Below are 20,249 nucleotides of genomic sequence, written 5' to 3' on the forward strand. Positions count from 1 at the left end.
TTCAACCTACGGCGGAGCGGCTTTTTCGAGCCGCTCCGCCTTTTTACGTTCAGACGATGCTCAGATTCATTTTGACCCGTGTCAGCCTGATCATTCCGACCTTTCTCGGGATCACGTTGCTGGCCTTCTTCCTCATCCGCCTCGTGCCGGGCGATCCGATCGAAACCCTCGCGGGCGAGCGCGGCATCGATCCCGCCCGCCACGAACAGCTCCGCAAGGAATACGGCTTCGACAAGCCGATCATCGTTCAGTACGGCATCTACCTGACGCGCGTCCTCCAGGGCGATCTCGGCAAGTCCATGATCACGCAGGAGCCCGTCCTCAACGAGTTCTCGTCGCTCTTTCCCGCGACGGTGGAGCTGGCGCTCTGCGCCATCCTCTTCGCCCTGATCCTCGGCCTTCCGGCCGGCATCATCGCGGCCATCCGACGAAACTCGATCTTCGACCATGGCGTGATGGGCATCTCGCTTGCGGGTTATTCGATGCCGATCTTCTGGTGGGGCCTTATCCTCATCCTGCTGTTTTCGGTGCAGTTCGACCTGACGCCGGTCTCCGGCCGCATCGATGTGCTCTACTACATCGAGCCGATCACCGGTTTCCTGCTGATCGACACGCTCCTCTCAGACGAGCCTGAAGCTTTCTGGTCGGCGGTCAATCACCTGATCCTGCCCACGATCGTGCTCGGCACGGTGCCGCTGGCGGTGATCGCCCGCATGACGCGCTCGGCGATGCTCGAGGTTCTGGGCGAGGACTACATCCGCACTGCCAAGGCCAAGGGTCTCTCGCGGTTCCGCATCGTTGCGCTCCATGCCCTGCGCAACGCGCTCATTCCCGTTGTGACGGTGATCGGCCTTCAGGTCGGCGTGCTGTTCACGGGAGCGATCCTCACGGAGACCATCTTCTCCTGGCCCGGCGTCGGCAAATGGCTTATCGATGCCATCTTCCGTCGTGACTATCCCGTGCTGCAGGGCGGCGCCCTGTTGCTCGGCGTCGTGGTGATGGCGGTGAACCTTCTCGTCGACCTTGCCTATGGCCTCATCAATCCTCGTATCAGGCATACGCGATGACCACTGAAACCATGGAAGCTCCGGCCGTCGCCGTGCCGACGGCCACTCCTCCCCATCCGCTGCGCGAGTTCTGGGGCTATTTCAGCGCCAACCATGGCGCCGTCGCCGGCCTCTTCATCATCGTGGCCGTCGTGCTCATTGCATTGTTGGCTCCGGTGATCGCTCCGCATGACCCGAACCTGACGAATACCGCCATCGCCTTGCAGCCGCCGTTCTGGCAGGAAGGCGGCTCGATCGCTTATCCGCTCGGAACCGATCCGATCGGCCGTGACATCCTGTCTCGTCTGATCTTCGGCGCGCGCCTGTCGCTCCTCATCGGCATCGCCGTGGTGGCGCTCTCGATCGCGGTCGGCACGGTGCTCGGCCTCGTCGCGGGCTTCTTCCGCGGCCTGACCGAGATCTTCATCATGCGCCTGATGGACATCGTTCTCACCCTGCCGAGCCTCCTGCTCGCCATCGTGATCGTGGCGGTGCTGGGCCCAGGCCTGATGAACGCCATGCTGGCGGTCGCCCTGGTGATCCTGCCGCATTACGTGCGCCTCGCCCGTGCGGCCGTGATCACCGAAACCTCGAAGGACTACGTGACGGCCGCCCGCGTGAGCGGCGCCGGCACGACACGGCTGATGTTCAAGGAAGTGCTGCCGAACTGCACCGCTCCCCTGATCGTGCAGGCTTCGCTCGGTATTTCGACGGCCATCCTGGACGCTGCCGCGCTCGGCTTCCTCGGCCTCGGCGCGCAGCCTCCGTCCCCGGAATGGGGCACCATGCTGGCCGATGCCCGCGAGTTCGTGCTTCGCGCCTGGTGGGTCGTGACCTTCCCGGGGTTGGCGATCCTCATCACGGTGCTTGCCTTTAATCTTCTGGGCGACGGTCTTCGCGACGCCCTCGATCCAAAACTGAAGCGCTGATCATGGCTCTTGTTGAAATTGAAAATCTGTCGGTCGAATTCCCGACCCAAGGCGGCATCATGCGTGCCGTGGATGGCGTGAGCCTCAGGCTCGAAGAGGGCGAGGTTCTCGGCGTCGTAGGAGAATCCGGATCCGGCAAGAGCGTCACGATGCTGGCCCTCATGGGTCTCATCCCCTTTCCTGGCCGCGTGAGGGCTGACAAGCTCACCTTCAACGGCCGCGACCTCCTGACGATCTCCGACAAGGAGCGCCGCAAGCTCACGGGCAAGGACGTCGCGATGATCTTCCAGGAGCCGATGACGAGCTTGAACCCCTCCTTCACCATCGGGTTCCAGCTCACCGAAACGCTGCGCCTGCACGAGGGTATGGACCGCAAGGCGGCCCGCCACCGGGCCATCGAGCTCCTGGAGCAGGTCGGCATTCCTTCTCCGGAAAGCCGCCTCTCCGCTTATCCGCACCAGCTCTCGGGCGGCATGAACCAGCGCGTGATGATCGCCATGGCGATTGCCTGCAATCCGAAGCTGCTGATCGCCGACGAGCCCACCACCGCTCTCGACGTGACGATCCAAGCGCAGATCCTCGACCTGCTCATGACGCTCCAGAAGGAGCGCAACATGGGCCTCGTCATGATCACTCACAACATGGGCGTGGTGGCCGACACCGCCAAGCGCGTGATGGTGATGTATGCGGGCCAGATCATGGAAGAACGGCTTGCGACGGATCTCTTCGCCTCGCCGCAGCATCCCTACACGGCGGCTCTGCTCGCCGCCCTGCCCGAGCGCAGCGACGGTGGGCGTCTCGCGACGATTCCCGGCGTGGTTCCCGGCCTCTACGACCGGCCGAAGGGCTGCCTGTTCAGCCCGCGCTGCGCCTATGCCACGGAGCATTCGCGCAGCGTGCGGCCTGACCTGCGCCCCTGGGCTGGCGGACATATCCGCTGCCATTATCCGCTCGGCGATCCGAACCGGAATGCCGAAATCAAACACGATCATCCAGTTGGAACGGAGGCTGCGTCGTGAGCGCTCCCGTTGTCGAAGCCAAGGGCCTGAAACAGGTCTACAAGGTCAAGCGCGGCCTGTTCAAGGAGCCCGGCCAGCTGCAGGCCGTCGGCGGTATTTCGTTCGCCATCGAACCCGGCAAGACGCTCGCCGTCGTGGGTGAGTCCGGTTGCGGCAAGTCCACGCTCGCGCGCATGGTGACCCTTATCGAGAAACCGACGGAAGGCTCCCTTTCCCTCGACGGGATCGATGCGGTCGATCCGCCGTCGAACTACGCCAGGGAGCTGCGCCGCATGGTGCAGCTGGTGTTCCAGAACCCTTATGGCTCGCTCAACCCGCGCAAAAAGGTGGGCACGATCCTGGAAGAGCCGCTGGCCATCAACACCAAGCTGTCCTCGTCCGAGCGCACCGAGCGGGCGCGGGCCATGATGGCGAAGGTGGGTTTGCGCCCGGAGCACTACAACCGCTATCCGCATATGTTCTCTGGCGGACAGCGCCAGCGCATCGCCATCGCCCGCGCGCTCATGCTCTCGCCCAAGCTCGTGGTCGCGGACGAACCCGTCTCGGCCCTCGACGTGTCGATCCAGGCGCAGGTGCTCAACCTTCTCGCCGATCTGCAGCAGGAGATGGGCTTGGCCTATCTCTTCATCTCGCACGATCTCGGCGTCGTCCGGCACATCGCCCATGACGTGCTCGTCATGTATCTGGGCCACGCGGTCGAGCAGGGACCGAAGGACAGGATCTACGCTCGTCCGCTGCATCCCTATACGCAGGCGCTTCTTTCCTCCACGCCCGGCATCACCGGCGTGAAGCGCAAGCGCATCGTGCTGAAAGGCGAACTCCCCTCGCCGCTCAATCCGCCGAAAGGCTGCGTGTTCTCCACACGCTGCCCCTATGTGACGGAGCGCTGCAAGGTGGAGCGTCCGCAGCTCCGGGAACTCGATGGACGGAAGGTGGCCTGCCACTATGCCGAAAACTTCCTCAAGGAAGCAGCGGCTTAAAGCATGGTCAAGCCGGCAACGGCAGTCGCTTGGCTGCCGTTGCCTCTACGACTGCAGGCGTGTTAGCCGGTTCCGGCAGTTTTTCCTCGCCGATCGCCACCTTCAGGCACTGCACCACGGCATCCCGCAAGGACGAGACGTAATAATTGGCTCCAAGGGTCGCGCGCATCGTCTCGCTTTTCAGAACCGCATCCTCCGCCGGCCAGAGGCCGACCAGGGTCGGGGCCTTTGCCTTCTGCTTCAGCCTTCTCAGCAGATAGCGCAGATGCGCCGGCGTGCCGCTGATCTCCAGATAGCTGATGCACACCATCTGCACGCCGGTCATGTCCAGGTTGAAGATTTCTCGGCGTGAGACCGCGGAATGCGGAATCACCCTGGTGCCGAGCCCGTGCTTCGTCAAAAGCTGCGACAGCATCTCCGAGGCTGCCTCGTCGAGCGGACCACGGCCCGCAATGCACAGAACGGCGCCGTCGGCTCGCCAATCCTCCGGTATATTGCCCTCCTGCGGCATCGGCGTCCTGACGGCGGGCCCCTTGTTGGCGGGCTTTTCACTGGCAGGCGCCGCAACGGGATCGTCCTTGGTTTCCTGCGGTTGAGGTTCCACGTCCTCGTGACTGCCGAGATCCTGCACCAGGGCCCTGATCACGTCCTTGACCTGTTCGAGCTGGCGCTGCGTGAGGACGCCACGGGTCGCATCGTTGGCAGCCAGCTGCAGCCCTCTCAGGGCGACCTCGTCATAATAGGACGTCAGCGAGCGCTCCTTGAGCAGCAGTTCCGCCGATTCCAGGGCCTCGTCCGGATCGCCCGCCAGCATGCGCTGGTAGAGGTTTTCGGCAGGCGTCAGGGCCGGCCTGTCCCCTAGGAGCACATCGAGAAACTCGAGCCGCTCCACGTGCCGTCCCAGCACGACGAGGCAGAGGGTCAGGGGCGTCGAGATCAGCAGACCGACCGGACCCCAGATCCAGGTCCAGAATATGGCTGAAATGACGACTGCAAAAGGCGAGAGACCTGTGCTCTGTCCATAGACGATCGGCTCGACCACATGGCCCATCAAAGGCTCGCCGACGGCGAACAGCGCCAGGGCCATGAGAGCCATCGACCAGCCGGGATCGACGGCGGCAGCCAGCAGGATCGGCGGGACGGCCGCCAGGAACGAGCCGATATAAGGCACGAAACGCATCAGAGCCGCGAAGACGCCCCAGAGGATGGGGCTCGGCACGCCGATCAGCCACAGGCCGACCGCAGCCACGACGCCGAAGGACGCGTTGAGCGCGAGCTGGGTCAGGAAGTACCGGCTGAGCCGGCGGGCCGCATCGTCCATGGCTGCCGTGGTGCGGTGCAGGTCGCTCGCTCCGAACAGGCGGATCATCCGGTCGCGCAGGTCCTCCCGCTGCATGAGGATGAAGACCAGCACCACGAAGACGATGCCCATGGTGGCCAGAGGCTCGAGAAGCGGCAGCAGGACATTCCGAGCGACCTGAACCGGCGTCGGATCCGGCTCATGCACTTCGACCGGCAACGGACCAGGCTCTTGCGGTGCGGGCGGCGCTGCAGGGCTCGGTGCCGTGGGAGCCTGCTCCGGCGGCGGCTCTGCGACGGCGCGGTCGAACCGGCGACCGAAATCCTTGAGGAGCTGCGGCAGCTTGCCGAGCGCTCCCTCGCGCAGAGACCCGATCTTGGTCTCGATGGTAGTCTGATAGCGAGGGATGTCACTCGCCAAGCCCGCGACCTGGAAGCCGATGACCGCCGCCAGGGAGACGATAATCCCCAGGGCCACGAGCACGGCAATGATGACGGACGGCACCCGCCCCAGGCGCCAGCGGCGCAGCAGCTCGACGAAGGGAGCAAGCACGAAGGCCAGCAGGATCGCAAGCACGACGGGGAGAAAGACGTCCTCACCGACATAGAGCGCAGCCAGCACGACCACGCTCACGGCCAAGGTCAACAAACCGGAGAGGCCCGGAACGCCAGGCGGCTCGATTTCTGTCTCCGGAGGGGTCACGGGGGCCGGTGCGGGGCGCATTCATTGGATCTCTGCTGAGCCGCGAGACGATCTCGCCGGCCAACAAACAACGTCCTTGCGCCTGAAACGATCCTTAAGCGTGGCCGTAAAGCGTATCCATTTCAGAATCTGGGACTTTTTGCCATCTGCAAGGCGCCGATTTCGCACCCATCTGAAGTCTATCGCAGCCTTCCCCCCAGCCGTGCCAAGCCCCATGTCGATCACCAGACGCAGCCTACTGATCGGTGCAGCCCTTGCTGCCTCCCCGACCGCCCAAGCCCAACAGGACCAATCCGCCTCCATGCCCGTTACGACCCAGCGCAACTCGTTCAAGAGCGGCGGCAAGGCCATTGCCGTCGAAACCTTCCAGGCCGCCGGCTCCTCGCCCCGTCCGGCCGTTCTCATGCTGCACGGCGCGGATGGCCTGGGCTACAATACGCAGTATCGCGACGGGGCCCGCGACGTCGCGGCAGCCGGCTATCAGGTTCACCTTGTCCACTATCTCGACCGCACCGGGGAAAAGCGGGCGTCCTTCAGCACCCTGTTCCAGAACTTCATGCCCTGGATGGGCACGGTCCAGGATGCGCTCGCCTTCGCGTCTGAGCATCCCGGCGCCGACCCGCGTCGCATCGGCATCATCGGCATCTCTCTCGGCGCAGCGCTGGGCCTTGCGGTTGCGAGCACGGATCCGCGCGTGAAAACCCTGGTGAATTATTTCGGTCCGCTGCCGCAGGGGGCCATCGCCACCACGTCCAAGCTGCCGCCGACCCTGATCCTGCATGGCGCGGCCGATCCCGTCGTGCCGGTGGCGAATGCCTATGCGGTCGAGGCGCTGCTGCGCCAGCAGAACGTGCCGCATGAGATCAAAGTCTATCCCGGGCAGGGTCATGGGTTCAGAGGAGCCGCGGAGGACGATGCGACCGCTCGGTCCCTGGCCTTCCTCCAGCGCCATCTTGCGGGCATCCATGCCTCGACGGGCTCGGGCCCCCTTCCCGTTGACGGCTGACACGACTAAGACTTGGGATCATTCGATCAAGAGGCAGGAGCGATCATGACGGCTTCGGAGACGGCTCTCGCAGGCAATCCCCTCCTTTCGCAGTGGGCCACCCCATTTGGCCTACCGCCCTTCGAGAGCATCGCGCCGGAGCACTACAAGCCTGCCTTCGATGCGGCCATCGCCGAGCAGAAGGCCCAGATCGCGGCCATCGCCGACGATTCGGAGGAGCCGACCTTCGCCAACACCATCGAAGCCTTGGAAAAGAGCGGGCAAACGCTGAAGAAGGTCGGCGGCGTATTCTTCAATCTTGCCGGCTCGCACACCAACGATGCGATCCAGGCGGTCGAGCGCGAGATGGCGCCGATTCTCGCCAAGCACCGCAACAGCATCTTCATGAACGAGGCGCTCTACCGGCGCGTCGCCACGCTCCATGAGAAGCGCGACAGCCTCGGGCTTTCGGCGGAGCAGGCCCGCGTCCTCGACCGCTATCACACGATCTTCGTGCGTGCCGGTGCGAAGCTGGGGCCGGACGAGAAGAAGCGTCTCGCCGCGATCACCGAGCGACTGGCGAGCCTCGGCACACAATTCTCGCAGAATGTTCTTGCGGACGAGAAATCCTATCAGCTCGTGCTCGATGGAGAGGCCGATCTTGAGGGCCTGCCCTCCTTTCTGCGCGAAGCGGCGGCACAAGCCGCCGAGGAGCGCGGATTGAAGGGCAAGTATGTGATCACCCTCTCCCGTTCCAGCATCGAGCCCTTCCTGCAATTCTCCAAACGGCGCGACCTGCGCGAGCGGGCTTTCAAGGCCTGGGCGGCCCGCGGCGACAACGGGAATGCGACCGACAACAAGGCGATCATCGCCGAGACGGCGGCCCTGCGCGCAGAGCGCGCAAAACTCCTTGGCTACGAGACATTCTCCGATTTCAAGCTTGCCGACACGATGGCCAAGACGCCCGATAATGTGCAGACGCTCCTGAACGACGTCTGGACACCGGCGGTCGCCCGCGCCAAGGAGGAGCGGGACGATCTGCAGGCCCAGGCACAGTCGATCGGCGACAACATCGCCATCGAGCCGTGGGACTGGCGCTATTATGCCGATCAGGTTCGCATGGCCCGTCACAATCTCGACGAGGCCACCATCAAGCCCTACTTCCAGCTCGACCGGATCATCGAGGCATCCTTCGAGACGGCGCACAGGCTCTTCGGTCTGGGCTTCGAGGAATTGAAGGACTTCCCGCGCTATCATCCCGACATTCGCGCCTGGCAGGTCGTGGATGCCGACGGCAAGCACATCGGCACCTTCATCGGCGATTATTTCGCACGCCCGTCCAAGCGCAGCGGCGCCTGGATGAGCGCTTTCCGCTCGCAGGAGAGGCTCACGGGCGACATTCGGCCGATCATCGTCAACGTCATGAACTTCGCCAAGGGGGCTGCCGGCGAGCCGTCGCTTCTGAGCTTCGACGACGCCCGGACCCTGTTCCACGAATTCGGTCACGGCCTGCACGGCCTGCTCTCGAACGTGACCTATCCGCTGCTTGCGGGCACGGCCGTGTCGACGGACTTCGTGGAGCTTCCGTCACAGCTCTATGAGCATTGGCTCTCGCAGCCGGACATTCTGCGCCGCTATGCGACCCATTACCGGACCGGACAGCCGATCCCCGAAGAACTGCTCGAGCGCCTCATGGCCGCGCGCAACTTCAACCAGGGCTTCGCCACGGTGGAGTATCTGGCCTCCGCCTTCGTCGATCTCGCGCTCCATCGGCGCAAGGATGTGAGCAATCTCGACGTGTCGGCCTTCGAGGCGGAAGCATTGGAATCCATCGGCATGCCGCGCGAGATCATCATGCGCCATCGCACGCCCCATTTCACGCACGTGTTCTCCGGCGACGGCTATTCGTCGGGCTATTACAGCTATCTCTGGTCTGAGGTGCTGGACGCGGACGCCTTCACGGCCTTCGAGGAGACGGGCGATGCCTTCAACAAGGATATGGCGGAGAAGCTGAAGCGCTTCATCTACTCGGCCGGCAACCTGCGAGATCCGGCCGAGGCCTACAAGGCCTTCCGGGGGCGCCTGCCCACGGCAGACGCACTTCTCGCCAAGCGCGGATTGGTGCCGGTGGTTGAAGATGCGTGAGGGAGGCTGACAGGCCCGAGAGGGCCCGTCACACGGAACCGGTCGCGAGCTCCCTCGATCGCCTCAGCGCGTAGAAGCGGATCTTCACGATCCGGGACGCTTCCTTGGGTGGCGCCTGAGGAACGGGCATCGGACGCAGAACGCTCTTCAGGAAAGCCGCTCCTTTCGGATCGATCTCTAGGGCTTTCGCATCGAGCACCGGCATGAAGGGCCATCCCTCTTGGTTCGTGTTTGACCGGAAACGCAACGCCTACAAAGAAGAACAACTCCACTACGGCAAAGTTCCTTGAGTCAGCGGGAGAAGCGGAGCTCACTGGTCTGCCGGGAAACCTGACCGGGCCGCAGGATAGACGATGGAAAATGGGCATTATTGGGGCTGTCGGGGAAGCGTTGCGGCTCCAGGCAGAGCCCGGCATGCCGACCATACTGGACTCCGCCCAATCCGTTCACCGGGATGTCGATCAGGTGCCCGTCATAAAACTGGACGCCGGGCTCCGTGGTCCACAGTTCCATGGCGAGACCGTTCCGACGCGAGGCGAGCGTCGCGGCATGGCGAAGCTCGTCATAGGGCCCGCGCAGGACGTAGTTGATGTCGTAGAGGGTGTGCTGCGCCCCGTGGATCGGCCGCGGCGCCGTGAAATCGTAATCAGTGCCCGCAACCGCCGTGATCTCCCCCGTCGGAATGAGATCGGGCCGGGTCGGCGTGATGTATTCGCCTGCGATCATCAGCTCGTGGGACGAGATGTCGGAGCTCCCGTCGAGGTTGAAATAGCCATGCGTGGTGAGATTGACCGGCGTCGGCCTGTCGCTCGTCGCCTCAAGAGCGATCCGAAGGCGCGATGATGACAGGAGCGTATAGGTACAGGTTGCCACGAGGCGGCCCGGATAGCCCATGTCGCCGTCCTCGGACACAAGACCCAAAGTTACGCTGTGAGAGGTGTAGTCGACGATGCTCCACAGGCGTGTGCCGAAACCCATCGTGCCGCCGTGAAGCTGGTTCGTGCCCTCGTTGGCGTCGAGCCGGTAGGCCTCACCCTCGAGGGTGAATTGCGCCTTCCCGATACGGTTGCCGTATCGTCCGACGATGGCGCCGAAATAGGGGGAATGGGCGACGTAATCCTCAACAGAGTTGAGGCCCAGCACCACGCGTTGGGGGCTGCCTGCCAGAGGCACGGTGAGATCCCGCACTACGGCGCCCCAGGTGAGGACCTGCATCGCCATGCCGTCGGGGCCCTGCAGCGAGATCTGGAAGACATCGCGCCCGTCGAGGGAGCCGAAACGTTCGATGGTCATGATCCTACCCCTCGAAAATCTGGGCCTGCAGGCCGCGGATGCCGCCGGTATCGACCTTGAAGAGATGGCCTGCCATGACGTCGATATGCGGATCGCGCCCGATGGAAGCCGTGGTGATGTAGAGGGTGGTGAGGTCGGGCCCGCCGAAGGCACATTTCGTCACCTGTGCCGTGGGAACGGGCACGACGCGCTCCACCGATCCGTCCGGCGCGAAACGCGTGATGCGGGAGGCGCCCCAATGACAGACCCAGACATAGCCTTCCGCATCGACCGCCATGCCGTCGGGGTGGCCCCAGCCTTCCTCAAAGCGGGCAAAGCGGCGCGGCTCGCCGATTTGTCCGTCACCGGCATCGAGGGCATAGATCATCTGGCCGATCGTGTCGGTCGCATAAAGTGTTTGCCCATCGTGGCTGAAGGCCGGGCCGTTGGTGACGACGATGCCGGAATGGAACTGGGTCAGCGCCTTGCCGTCCCAGCGCCAGAAGGCGCCGGAGCCTTCCTTTTCCTCATCGTCCATGGTGCCGAAATAGATGGCCCCATCCGGCCCCACATGGCCGTCATTGATGCGGTTGTTCGGCTTGTCCTTGTCGGGGGACACGATGGGCTGCACCTCGCCGGTCCTGAGATTGAAGCGGGCGAGGCCCGACTTGAATCCGGCAACGACCATGTCCTGATCGGGCGTGAGGGCAATGAAGCCAATCCGCTCCGGTGCATCGATGCGGAAATGTTCCTTCGTTTCCGGATGGTAGCGCCAGACGCCTGGGTTCTTGATGTCGACCCAAAACAGGGTGTTCGAGCGATGGTCCCAGACAGGGCCTTCGCCCAGAATGCAGGCGCTCGCCACCGCCACATGGGGTGTCTCCGGATGCACGGCAGGATGTGTCATGTGTCTTCCCCTTGTGAGGTCATTGATAGGTCCCCTCGCTCCTCCGGTAACTCTCGCCGGGAGCGATGGGTCCCGTCAGGCCGGTGCCCCGTCGGCGATTCGCTGCGCCAGGGCAACGAGGCTCATATCGGATCCGGCCGGTCCCATGAGCGACAGCCCCAGAGGCGCGCCGAAACGGGAGGCGAGCGGGATCGAGACCTGAGGCAAGCCGGACAAGACCGACAGGCAGAGCAGGTTCAGGGCGTTATTGCGATAATCGTTCAGCGCCTCGTCGCTCTCGGAGAGAAGCGGCGCGACATCCGGCATGGTCGGCAGGATCAGCACTGCATCGCTGGCAAGAAGTTCACTAAAGCGCTTGCGGAAGGTCCCTCGAACCACCTGGGCTTCCGCCACCTGGGCATCGGTGACCGCTTTCGAGAACGCGAAGCGGTCGGCCACACCCGGACCGAGGGGCGGGCGATAGCGCTCGATCAGCGGCCCGTCGACCGTCCAGGCCTCCCGGCTCTGGATGTGGCGCATCGCCCAGTACAGCGCCGTGAAGCCTTCCGTCGCCACGTCAATCGGCTCGGGCTTGCCCAGCACGAACTCCGTCCGGCGCAGGGCCGGCGCCAGCGCGTCCTGCACATCCGTGTGAAGAAGGGCGAAGGCATCGCGTGCCAGAAGCACCCGAGGGGCCTGCGGCAGGGGATTGTCATCCGCTCCCAGAAGCACCTCGCCCACCCGAACGAAGGTGGCACCGTCGCGGGTGAAGTATCCACAGGTGTCGAAGGAGGGCGCCAGATCGTGACAGCCCTCGAGGCTCACCCGCCCGTGGGTCGGGCGGATGCCGAAGAGGCCGCAATGATTGGCCGGCGCCCGAACCGAGCCCCCCGTGTCGGTCCCAAGGGCGAAATCGCACAACCCGTTCGAGACGGCCGCCGCCGAGCCGGAGGATGAGCCGCCCGGGATCCGGTCGGGCGCTCCGCCGTTCACCGGAGTGCCGAAATGGGCGTTCTTGCCGCTCATGGAAAAGGCCAGCTCGTCCGTGATCGTCTTGCCGACAAGCCGGGCGCCCGAATCAAGGAGCTTCTGAACCGTCGGCGCTATCCGTGTCTTGATGCCGGACATGGCGAGCATGTGAGGCGATCCCGCACTGGTCGGATAGCCCGCCACGTCGAACAGGTCCTTGGCGGCGAAGGTCAGGCCCGACAGCGGACCATACGGCGCATGGGGGATTGGAACGGCCGGGTACGGCATGAAAGCATGGGCAGGATCGTGATTGAGAAGCATGGGTCTGTCGGGTTCCAAGGAACGAAGGCGGCGAATGTGTCATTGCCTCCCTGGCTCAAGCAAGGCAGGAATTTACGAAGCGTGACAGTTTAGGCTTCCTTCCAACCGGGATTGGCCCTAAATCCTCGCAAGCTTCGACAAAAGGAACACGCAATGGCGAAGGCATCGACGATCCGCTGGCTGGCTTTTGGCGTGGCGCTCGCGCTCGGATCTCCCGCCGTTCAGGCTCAGCAATCCCCGATCAAGATCGGAGAGCTGAATTCCTATGCCAGACAGGCGGCTTTTACGGTTCCTTATCGCAATGGATGGCAGCTCGCCCTCGAAGAGATCAACGCCAAAGGCGGCGTCCTTGGCCGAAAGATCGAGATCATCTCCCGCGAAGACGGCGCCACCACGGGCGACGCGACCCGTGTGGCCGACGAATTGGTGACCCGAGAAGGCGCGGTTCTGCTCTTCGGCTCGTTCCTGTCGAATGTCGGCGTGGCCATGGCGGATTACGCCAACCAGAAGAAGATCGTCTATATCGCGGCCGAACCCCTGACCGATGCTATCACCATGGCGCAGGGCAACCGCTACACCTTCCGCATCCGGCCCAACAACACCATGCAGGTAGGTATGCTGGTCGATCAGGCGAAAGCCTCGGGCGCGAAGCGCTGGGCCATCGTGGCGCCCAATTACGAATACGGCCAGTCGGCCGCGCAGGCGTTCAAGCGCCTCATCCAGGAGCGCGTGCCCGGCGCACAGATCGTGATCGAGCAGTATCCGGCGCTCGGCAAGATCGAGGCGGGCGCCACGGTCTCGGCTCTTGAGCAGGCCAAGCCCGACGGCATCTTCAACGTGCTCTTCGGCCCGGACCTCACCCAGTTCGTGCGCGAAGGGAACACCCGCGGCCTCTTCGAGGACACGACGGTTCTCTCGCTCCTCACCGGCGAGCCCGAATGGCTCCTGCCCCTGAAGGACGAGGTGCCCGAGGGCTGGACCGTGACCGGCTATCCCTGGGACCAGATCACGGAGCCGAAGCACAAGGTCTTCGTCGACGCCTATCGGGCGAAATACAACGACACACCGCGTCTTGGCTCACTCCTCGGCTACATGGTCGTCTACATGATCCGCGACGCCATCGAGCGCGCGGGCTCCCCCGAGACCGAGGCCGTGATCAAGGCGCTCGAGGATGCGAAGTTCGATACGGTGATCGGCCCCATCACCATGCGCGGCATCGACAATCAGTCCACCATGGGCGCTTGGGTCGGCAAGCTTGTGCTGAAAGGTGCTGCAGGCAGCATGACGGACTGGACCTACAAGGACGGCACCTCGTTCATGCCGACCGAAGCCGAGGTGAAGGCGGTGCGGAAGGATTAGCGGATTGCTGGCGCTGGATCCCTCCTTCCTCGCCGTTCAGGCCCTCAGCGGCCTTTCCAGCGCTTCATCGCTTTTCATCACCGCCTGCGGTCTGACCATCGTGTTCGGCGTCACGCGGATCGTGAACTTCGCGCACGGTTCGCTCTACATGATCGGCGCCTACACGGCCGCGACCCTGGTGCCGCGCCTGCTCGAACTCTCCTTCGGGCCCGCCGCCTTCTGGGCCGGCATCCTGGCCTCGGCCCTCATTGTCGGCATCATCGGCGTCATCATCGAGGTCCTGCTCCTGCGGCGCATCTACGGCGCGCCGGAACTCTTCCAGCTACTGGCCACCTTCGGCGTCGTGCTGGTGGTGCAGGATCTCGTCGTCCAGGTGTTCGGGCCCGAGGACATCCTGGGGCCGCGCGCGCCGGGCCTGCGCGCGCCCGTCGATATTCTCGGGCGGCGCTTTCCCTCCTACGAGCTCGTGCTGATCGCCGCCGGCCCCGTGGTGCTGGGGCTCGTGTGGCTGCTCCTGCGCAAGACGCGCTTCGGCGTGCTGGTGCGTGCGGCGACGCAGGATCGCGACATGGTGGCCTCGCTCGGTGTCAATCAAGCGATGCTCTTCACGGGCACGCTGTTTCTCGGCGCCTTCCTCGCGGGACTCGGCGGCGCGCTTCAGATCCCGCGCGTCTCGGCGAATACCGGCATGGATCTCTCCATCATTGCCGAGGCCTTCGTCGTCACCGTGGTGGGCGGCATGGGCAGCGTGCCTGGCGCGTTTCTCGCCGCGCTCATCATCGGGCAGCTGCAGGCCTTCGGCATCCTGATCTTTCCCAAGAGCACCCTCGTGGTGGTGTTCCTGCTCATGGCCGTGGTGCTGGCGATCCGTCCGTATGGTTTCTTCGGCCGCGCCGAGGTGATCGGTGGAACCCAAGCGGTGGGGATCGCCAGCCGCAAGCCCCTGCCCGGCCGTCCGTTCATCCTGCTCGGCGTTGTCGCGGCGCTCGCCAGTTTCCCATTGCTGGCCGACGCCTACCTGCTGAAGGTCGCGACCGAGATCCTGGTGTTCGCGCTCTTCGCCTTCAGCCTGCAGCTTCTCATCGGGGTCGGCGGGCTCGTGAGCTTCGGCCATGCGGCCTTCTTCGGTCTTGGCGCCTACGGCTCGGCATTGGCCGTGAAGTGGCTCGGCACGTCGATGGAGGCGGCCCTTCCTCTCGGGCTCGCCTCGGCCGCTTTGGGCGCGGCCCTGATCGGCGCCTTCGTGGTGCGGCTGTCGGGCATCTATCTCGCCATGATGACGCTTGCCGCCGCGCAGATTCTCTATGCGGTCGCCTTTCAGTGGGTGGAGGTGACCGGCGGCGACAACGGCATCGTCGGCGTGTGGCCGTCGAGCTGGGCCAGCGGGCCCGTGCCTTACTATTTCCTGACCGCCGCACTGACCCTTGTGACCGTGCTGCTGCTGAAACGGATCATCGACGCGCCCTTCGGCTATGCCTTGCGCGCCGCCCGCGATTCGGAAGCCCGAGCGGAGGCGATCGGCCTGAACATCCGCCAGCACCGCTGGCTTGCCTTCATGATCTCGGGCGCCGCCGCCGGGCTCGCGGGCGGTCTCTACGCCTTTTCCCGCGGCTCGGTGGACCCGAGCCTGCTCGGGATCTCGACATCCGTCGACGCGCTCACCATGCTGCTCCTCGGCGGCATCCAGACGGTGATGGGTCCCCTCGTCGGTGCCGGTGTCCTGCATGCCTTGCGCGACTGGATCATGCCGCTCACGCCGCTCTGGCGCCTGATGCTGGGCTTGAGCATCATCGCCATGGTGCTGGTCTTTCCGCGCGGCCTTGTCGGTACGGTGCAGTATTGGCGGGAGGAGCGACCATGACGCTTCTTGCCGTGAACGATCTGCACAAATCCTTCGGCGGCGTGGTGGCGGCCCGCGACGTCGACTTCACGGTCGAGCGCGGCGAGATGCTCGCCATCATCGGCCCCAACGGTGCGGGCAAGTCCACCGTGTTCAACATGGTCGGTGGCCAGCTGCGTCCGGACCGTGGCCGGGTTCTGCTCGATGACCAGGACATCACCCATGCCTCTCCACAAAAGCGCTTTCGCCGCGGCGTCGGACGCACTTTCCAGGTGGCGCAGACTTTCCTCTCGATGAGCGCCGCCGAGAACGTCCAGATGGCGCTGATCAGCTGCCACCGGCAAAGCAGCGGCCTCTGGTCGCCGGCTCGGGAGCGTCATCGCGAGAGGGCACACGGGCTGCTTTCCCAGGTCGGCATGGCGGAGGCGGCGGATACCCCCTGCTCCGCGCTGGCCTACGGCGACGTGAAGCGGGTGGAACTGGCCATCGCGCTGGCCGGAGAGCCCAAGCTCCTCCTCATGGATGAGCCCACGGCCGGCATGGCGCCGCGCGAGCGGACGGAGCTAATGGATCTGACCGCATCCATCGCCGCCTCGCGGGGGATCGGCGTTCTCTTCACGGAGCACGACATGGATGTGGTCTTCGGCCATGCGGCCCGGGTCCTCGTGCTCCTGCGCGGCCGAATCATCGCCACCGGGACGCCGGACGAGATCCGCCGGAACGAGCAGGTCCGACGCGCCTATCTGGGCGACGAGCATGCCCTCGATCCGCCGAAGGGGGTGAGGCCGGCATGAGCAAACCGCTTCTTGAGATCTGGAACCTCTGCGCCTTCTATGGCCGCGCTCAGGTTCTCTTCGACCTGACGTTCCGGCTTCATCCCGGGGAGGTCATGGCCTTGGTCGGCCGCAACGGGGCGGGCAAGACGACGACCCTGAAAGCGATCATGGGCTTGGTGTCGGCATCAGCCAAGCAGGCCACCTTCAAAGGGCAGTCTCTCGACAGGCTGCCCACCTACAAGATCGCCCGCCTGGGGCTCGGCTATGTGCCCGAGGACCGACGCATCTTCACCGATCTCACCGTCGACGAGAATCTGGAGACGGGCCGCCGCCCCGCCGGAGAAGGCCGCTCGCCATGGACCCCCGAGCGGCTCTTCCGTCTCTTCCCGAACCTCGCCGAGATGCGCGGGAGGCAAGGCAACCAGATGTCCGGGGGCGAGCAGCAGATGCTCGCCATCGCCCGCACCCTCATGGGCAACCCGGATGCGATCCTGCTCGACGAGCCCTCCGAAGGCATTGCTCCGGTGATCGTTCAGATGATGGCCGAGGCGATCCGGGCCATGAAGGCCGAAGGGGTGGCCGTCCTCCTGTCCGAGCAGAACTGGGCCTTCGCGGCCGGCATCAGCGACCGGGCCTGCGTCATCGAGCGCGGCGAGATCCGCTTCCAGGGCTCCATGGCCGAGCTCATGGCCGACGAGGCTCTGCGGGCGGAAACCCTCGGGGTTTGACACGCCAAGCCGTTGACGGAGCGGGCCGAAAGGACGATATCAGCCCATCCGGCGCAGCCCCTTCCGCGCCACATCCCAGACTGCACGCAAGAGGAATTCCCGTTTCATGGGCGTCATCCATGTGACCGACCGGGCCGGCCAGCGCCACACCCTCGAGGCCATCGAGGGCTGGCGGGTGATGGAGATCATCCGGGACTGGGGCCTGCCCATCGAGGGTCTGTGCGGCGGAGCCTGCGAATGCGCCACCTGCCACGTCTTCGTCGCCGAGGACTGGCTGGACAAGCTCTATCCTCCCACCGACGAGGAGGAGGACCAGCTCGATACCGTGATGACCCAGCCCAATTCCCGCCTGTCCTGCCAGATCCTCTGGACCCCCGAACTCGACGGCCTGGAGGTCACCCTCGCGCCGACCGGGGCCTGACCGTCACCCTGCCGCATTGCCAAAGTTGAAGAGACCGTGCTTCCAAAGGGTCTCTCGAAGGAGCCTGTTCATGACCGACCATATCGAAACGGACGTCGTCATCATCGGTGCCGGGCCCGTGGGCCTGTTCGCCGTGTTCGAACTGGGCCTCCTCGACATCAAATGTCATCTCATCGACATCCTGCCGAAGGTGGGCGGCCAATGCGCCGAGCTCTATCCGGAAAAGCCGATCTACGACATCCCAGGCTTTCCGATGGTGACGGGCCAGGGCCTCGTCGACAATCTGATGGCGCAGATCGAGCCGTTCAACCCCACGTTCCACTTGAACGAGATGGTGGAGAGCCTCGAATCCATCGGCACGCCCGAGGCGCCCCTGTTCCGGGTCAAGACCTCCGAGAACGGCACCACGTTTATCTGCAAATCCGTGATCATCGCGGCCGGCGGCGGCTCGTTCCAGCCCAAGAAGCCCCCGATCGACAACATCGAGGCCTATGAGGGCACGAGTGTGTTCTACGCCGTGCGCAAGATGGAGATGTTCCGCAACAAAAAGGTGCTCATCGTCGGCGGCGGCGATTCCGCCCTCGACTGGACCGTGAACCTGCAGCCCATCGCCAAGCGCCTGACCCTGCTCCACCGCCGCGACGCCTTCCGCGCCGCGCCCCACACGGTGGAGAAGATGCGCTCGCTGGTCGCCTCCGGCGAGATGGACCTGCATCTTGGACAGGTGAGCGCGCTCAAGGGCGACAATCACGTTCTCGAAGGCGCCGTGATCCGCAAGGACGACGGCTCGGAACACCTCGTGGATTGCGACGTGATGCTGCCGTTCTTCGGACTCACCATGAAGCTCGGCCCCATCGCCGATTGGGGCCTGAACCTGCACGAGAACCTGATCCCGGTCGATACGGAGAAGTTCGAAACGAACGTGCCCGGCATCTTTGCCATCGGCGACATCAACACCTATCCGGGCAAGCTGAAGCTCATCCTCTCGGGCTTCCACGAGGGCGCGCTGGCGGCCCAGAAGGTGCACCGCTACGTGTATCCGGAGAAGAAGCTCCTGTTCCAATACACGACCTCGTCCACGAGCCTGCAGAAGAAGCTCGGCGTGGCGGCTTAATTTTTCATTGGAGGCTTCGCGGACAAACTCTGGACGTCATGGCCGGGCCTGTCCCGGTCATGACGTTTCTGTGAAGCGCTGCGCTTTTCCAATCGGGATCACCGGCACAAGGCCGGTGATGACGTAGAATGTCCGGTGCACTCCGAACCCTCCTTCGAGACGACCGTCCTCCTCTTGCGAAGCGGCTCGGTTCCTGAAACTCTCGCGACCATGACGAACGCGACAGATCTCTCCCTCGGCCACCGCGTGATGGCGATGATCGAGGAGTTGGCCCGGCATACGGACGAGCCCGGCCGCCTCACCCGTCTTTACCTCTCCGATGCGCACCGCAGGGCCGCGGATGCCACGCTCCGGCTGATGCAGGATGCGGGCCTGAACGCCCATATCGATGCCCTCGGCTCCGTCATCGGGCGCATCGAAGGGGCCAATCCCGATGCCCCGGCCCTCCTCATCGGCTCACATATCGACTCCGTGGTCGATGCCGGCCGTTATGACGGCAATCTCGGCGTGGTGCTCGGGATTGTCGTGGTCGAGGCCTTGAAGCGGCAGGGCATCGCGCCCGCCTGCCCGATCGAGATCGTCGCCTTCGGGGACGAGGAGAATGTGCGCTTCCCGACCAATCTCTCCACGTCCCAGGCGCTCGTCGGCCGCTTCGACCCGGCTTGGCTCGAGGGGCGGGATCAGGCCGGAATCACCCTCCGCGAGGCTCTGATCCGCTTCGGTGGCGATCCGGAAGGCGCTGCCTCTCTCGCCCGCGATCCGGCGCGCTACCGCGGCTATCTCGAGGTGCATATCGAGCAGGGCCCGCTTCTCGAGGCAAAGAATCTGTCCGTCGGCATCGTCTCGGCCATCAACGGCATCACACGGGCCCGCGCCAGCGTGACCGGCGAGGCGGGCCATGCCGGCACCGTGCCGATGACCATGCGCCGCGATGCGCTCGCAGCCGTCGCCGAGATGATCGGCATCGTGGAGCGGGCAGGCTCCACGCGCACCGACACGGTGGCGACGGTGGGCGTCGCGCAGGTGCATCCCGGCGCGATCAACGTCATTCCGGCGCGTGTCGATTTCACCCTCGATGCCCGCGCGCCGGACGACGCGGTGCGTCTGGCCATGGTGCAGGACATCGTGGCCGAGTGCCAGGCTGCCGCTCAGAGACGCGGTGTGGAGTTCACCATAGAGCCGTTCATGGATTCACCCGCCACGCCCATGGACAAGGATCTGATCGGGCAGCTCGAAGAAGCCGTGAGGAACCTCGGCATCGAGCCGCTCTATCTCGCCTCCGGCGCGGGCCACGACGCGGTCGCGATGGCCAATCTCTGCCCCTCAGCCATGCTGTTCGTGCGCTGCAAGGGCGGCATCAGTCACAACCCGGCGGAGTCGATCACCATCGAGGATGCGGATGTGGCAGCGCGCGTGCTGCTCGACGCGGTCCGGCGGATTGCCGCGTGAGAACAGTG

18 protein-coding genes are annotated in these 20,249 nt (G+C 64.7%); 13 read left to right on the plus strand and 5 right to left on the minus strand.

What is annotated here, in order from left to right; all coding sequences use genetic code 11:
* Positions 1-56 precede the first annotated feature (56 nt).
* From VB672_RS13365 to VB672_RS13380, 4 genes are read left to right on the plus strand one after another with little or no spacing between them, the layout of a single operon-like run.
* The gene (locus tag VB672_RS13365; protein ID WP_329784688.1) at positions 57-1,067 is read left to right on the plus strand and encodes an ABC transporter permease subunit; all 1,011 of its coding nucleotides are present in this window, start codon (positions 57-59) and stop codon (positions 1,065-1,067) included.
* On the plus strand, positions 1,064-1,975 hold the full coding sequence (locus VB672_RS13370) for an ABC transporter permease subunit (protein ID WP_329784689.1): 912 nt from the start codon (positions 1,064-1,066) through the stop codon (positions 1,973-1,975). The genes VB672_RS13365 and VB672_RS13370 overlap by 4 nt, the downstream gene beginning before the upstream one ends.
* 2 nt (positions 1,976-1,977) lie before the next feature.
* A complete protein-coding gene (locus VB672_RS13375) occupies positions 1,978-2,994 on the plus strand; it encodes an ABC transporter ATP-binding protein (protein ID WP_329784690.1) in 1,017 nt (338 codons plus the stop codon).
* Positions 2,991-3,974, plus strand: coding sequence for a peptide ABC transporter ATP-binding protein (locus VB672_RS13380; protein ID WP_329784691.1), 984 nt, complete (start codon positions 2,991-2,993; stop codon positions 3,972-3,974). Before VB672_RS13375 ends, VB672_RS13380 begins: the two co-directional genes overlap by 4 nt.
* A gap of 7 nt (positions 3,975-3,981) precedes the next feature.
* Here the strand turns inward: VB672_RS13380 and VB672_RS13385 are convergent, their stop codons facing one another.
* Positions 3,982-5,997, minus strand: a complete 2,016-nt coding sequence (locus VB672_RS13385) for an AI-2E family transporter (RefSeq protein WP_329784692.1) — start codon at positions 5,995-5,997, stop codon at positions 3,982-3,984.
* Positions 5,998-6,190: 193 nt separating this feature from the next.
* Between VB672_RS13385 and VB672_RS13390 the strand changes: the two genes are divergently transcribed.
* Both VB672_RS13390 and VB672_RS13395 read left to right on the plus strand, forming a co-directional pair.
* Positions 6,191-6,982 carry a dienelactone hydrolase family protein gene (locus tag VB672_RS13390; RefSeq protein WP_329784693.1) on the plus strand — a complete coding sequence of 264 codons (792 nt, stop codon included), beginning with the start codon at positions 6,191-6,193 and terminating at the stop codon, positions 6,980-6,982.
* 45 nt (positions 6,983-7,027) lie between these two features.
* A complete protein-coding gene (locus VB672_RS13395) occupies positions 7,028-9,106 on the plus strand; it encodes a M3 family metallopeptidase (protein WP_329784694.1) in 2,079 nt (692 codons plus the stop codon).
* Between the two features lie 28 nt (positions 9,107-9,134).
* Here the strand turns inward: VB672_RS13395 and VB672_RS13400 are convergent, their stop codons facing one another.
* The 4 genes from VB672_RS13400 to VB672_RS13415 form a co-directional block, all read right to left on the minus strand.
* The gene (locus tag VB672_RS13400; protein WP_329784695.1) at positions 9,135-9,311 is read right to left on the minus strand and encodes a hypothetical protein; all 177 of its coding nucleotides are present in this window, start codon (positions 9,309-9,311) and stop codon (positions 9,135-9,137) included.
* Between the two features lie 86 nt (positions 9,312-9,397).
* Positions 9,398-10,399, minus strand: a complete 1,002-nt coding sequence (locus VB672_RS13405) for an aldose epimerase family protein (RefSeq protein ID WP_329784696.1) — start codon at positions 10,397-10,399, stop codon at positions 9,398-9,400.
* 4 nt (positions 10,400-10,403) lie between these two features.
* Positions 10,404-11,285 carry an SMP-30/gluconolactonase/LRE family protein gene (locus VB672_RS13410; protein WP_329784697.1) on the minus strand — a complete coding sequence of 294 codons (882 nt, stop codon included), beginning with the start codon at positions 11,283-11,285 and terminating at the stop codon, positions 10,404-10,406.
* 75 nt (positions 11,286-11,360) lie between these two features.
* Complete coding sequence (locus VB672_RS13415; RefSeq protein ID WP_329784698.1) at positions 11,361-12,554, minus strand: amidase; 1,194 nt, start codon at positions 12,552-12,554, stop codon at positions 11,361-11,363.
* A 153-nt stretch (positions 12,555-12,707) separates the two neighbouring features.
* Between VB672_RS13415 and VB672_RS13420 the strand changes: the two genes are divergently transcribed.
* The 7 genes from VB672_RS13420 (at position 12,708) to VB672_RS13450 (ending at position 20,241) form a co-directional block, all read left to right on the plus strand.
* On the plus strand, positions 12,708-13,913 hold the full coding sequence (locus VB672_RS13420; protein WP_329784699.1) for an ABC transporter substrate-binding protein: 1,206 nt from the start codon (positions 12,708-12,710) through the stop codon (positions 13,911-13,913).
* A gap of 13 nt (positions 13,914-13,926) precedes the next feature.
* Positions 13,927-15,774, plus strand: coding sequence for an ABC transporter permease (locus VB672_RS13425; RefSeq protein ID WP_442932040.1), 1,848 nt, complete (start codon positions 13,927-13,929; stop codon positions 15,772-15,774).
* Positions 15,771-16,547 (plus strand): ABC transporter ATP-binding protein, encoded by a 777-nt coding sequence (locus VB672_RS13430; RefSeq protein ID WP_329784701.1) that lies wholly within the window; start codon positions 15,771-15,773, stop codon positions 16,545-16,547. The genes VB672_RS13425 and VB672_RS13430 overlap by 4 nt, the downstream gene beginning before the upstream one ends.
* On the plus strand, positions 16,544-17,257 hold the full coding sequence (locus tag VB672_RS13435; protein ID WP_329784702.1) for an ABC transporter ATP-binding protein: 714 nt from the start codon (positions 16,544-16,546) through the stop codon (positions 17,255-17,257). The genes VB672_RS13430 and VB672_RS13435 overlap by 4 nt, the downstream gene beginning before the upstream one ends.
* A 106-nt stretch (positions 17,258-17,363) precedes the next feature.
* On the plus strand, positions 17,364-17,678 hold the full coding sequence (locus tag VB672_RS13440; RefSeq protein WP_329784703.1) for a 2Fe-2S iron-sulfur cluster-binding protein: 315 nt from the start codon (positions 17,364-17,366) through the stop codon (positions 17,676-17,678).
* A 70-nt stretch (positions 17,679-17,748) separates the two neighbouring features.
* Positions 17,749-18,792 (plus strand): NAD(P)/FAD-dependent oxidoreductase, encoded by a 1,044-nt coding sequence (locus VB672_RS13445; RefSeq protein WP_329784704.1) that lies wholly within the window; start codon positions 17,749-17,751, stop codon positions 18,790-18,792.
* Positions 18,793-19,002: 210 nt separating this feature from the next.
* Positions 19,003-20,241 (plus strand): allantoate amidohydrolase, encoded by a 1,239-nt coding sequence (locus VB672_RS13450; RefSeq protein WP_329784705.1) that lies wholly within the window; start codon positions 19,003-19,005, stop codon positions 20,239-20,241.
* Positions 20,242-20,249: the final 8 nt, after the last annotated feature.

It is taken from the genome of Microvirga sp. CF3016 (assembly GCF_036314085.1).
GTDB lineage: Bacteria > Pseudomonadota > Alphaproteobacteria > Rhizobiales > Beijerinckiaceae > Microvirga.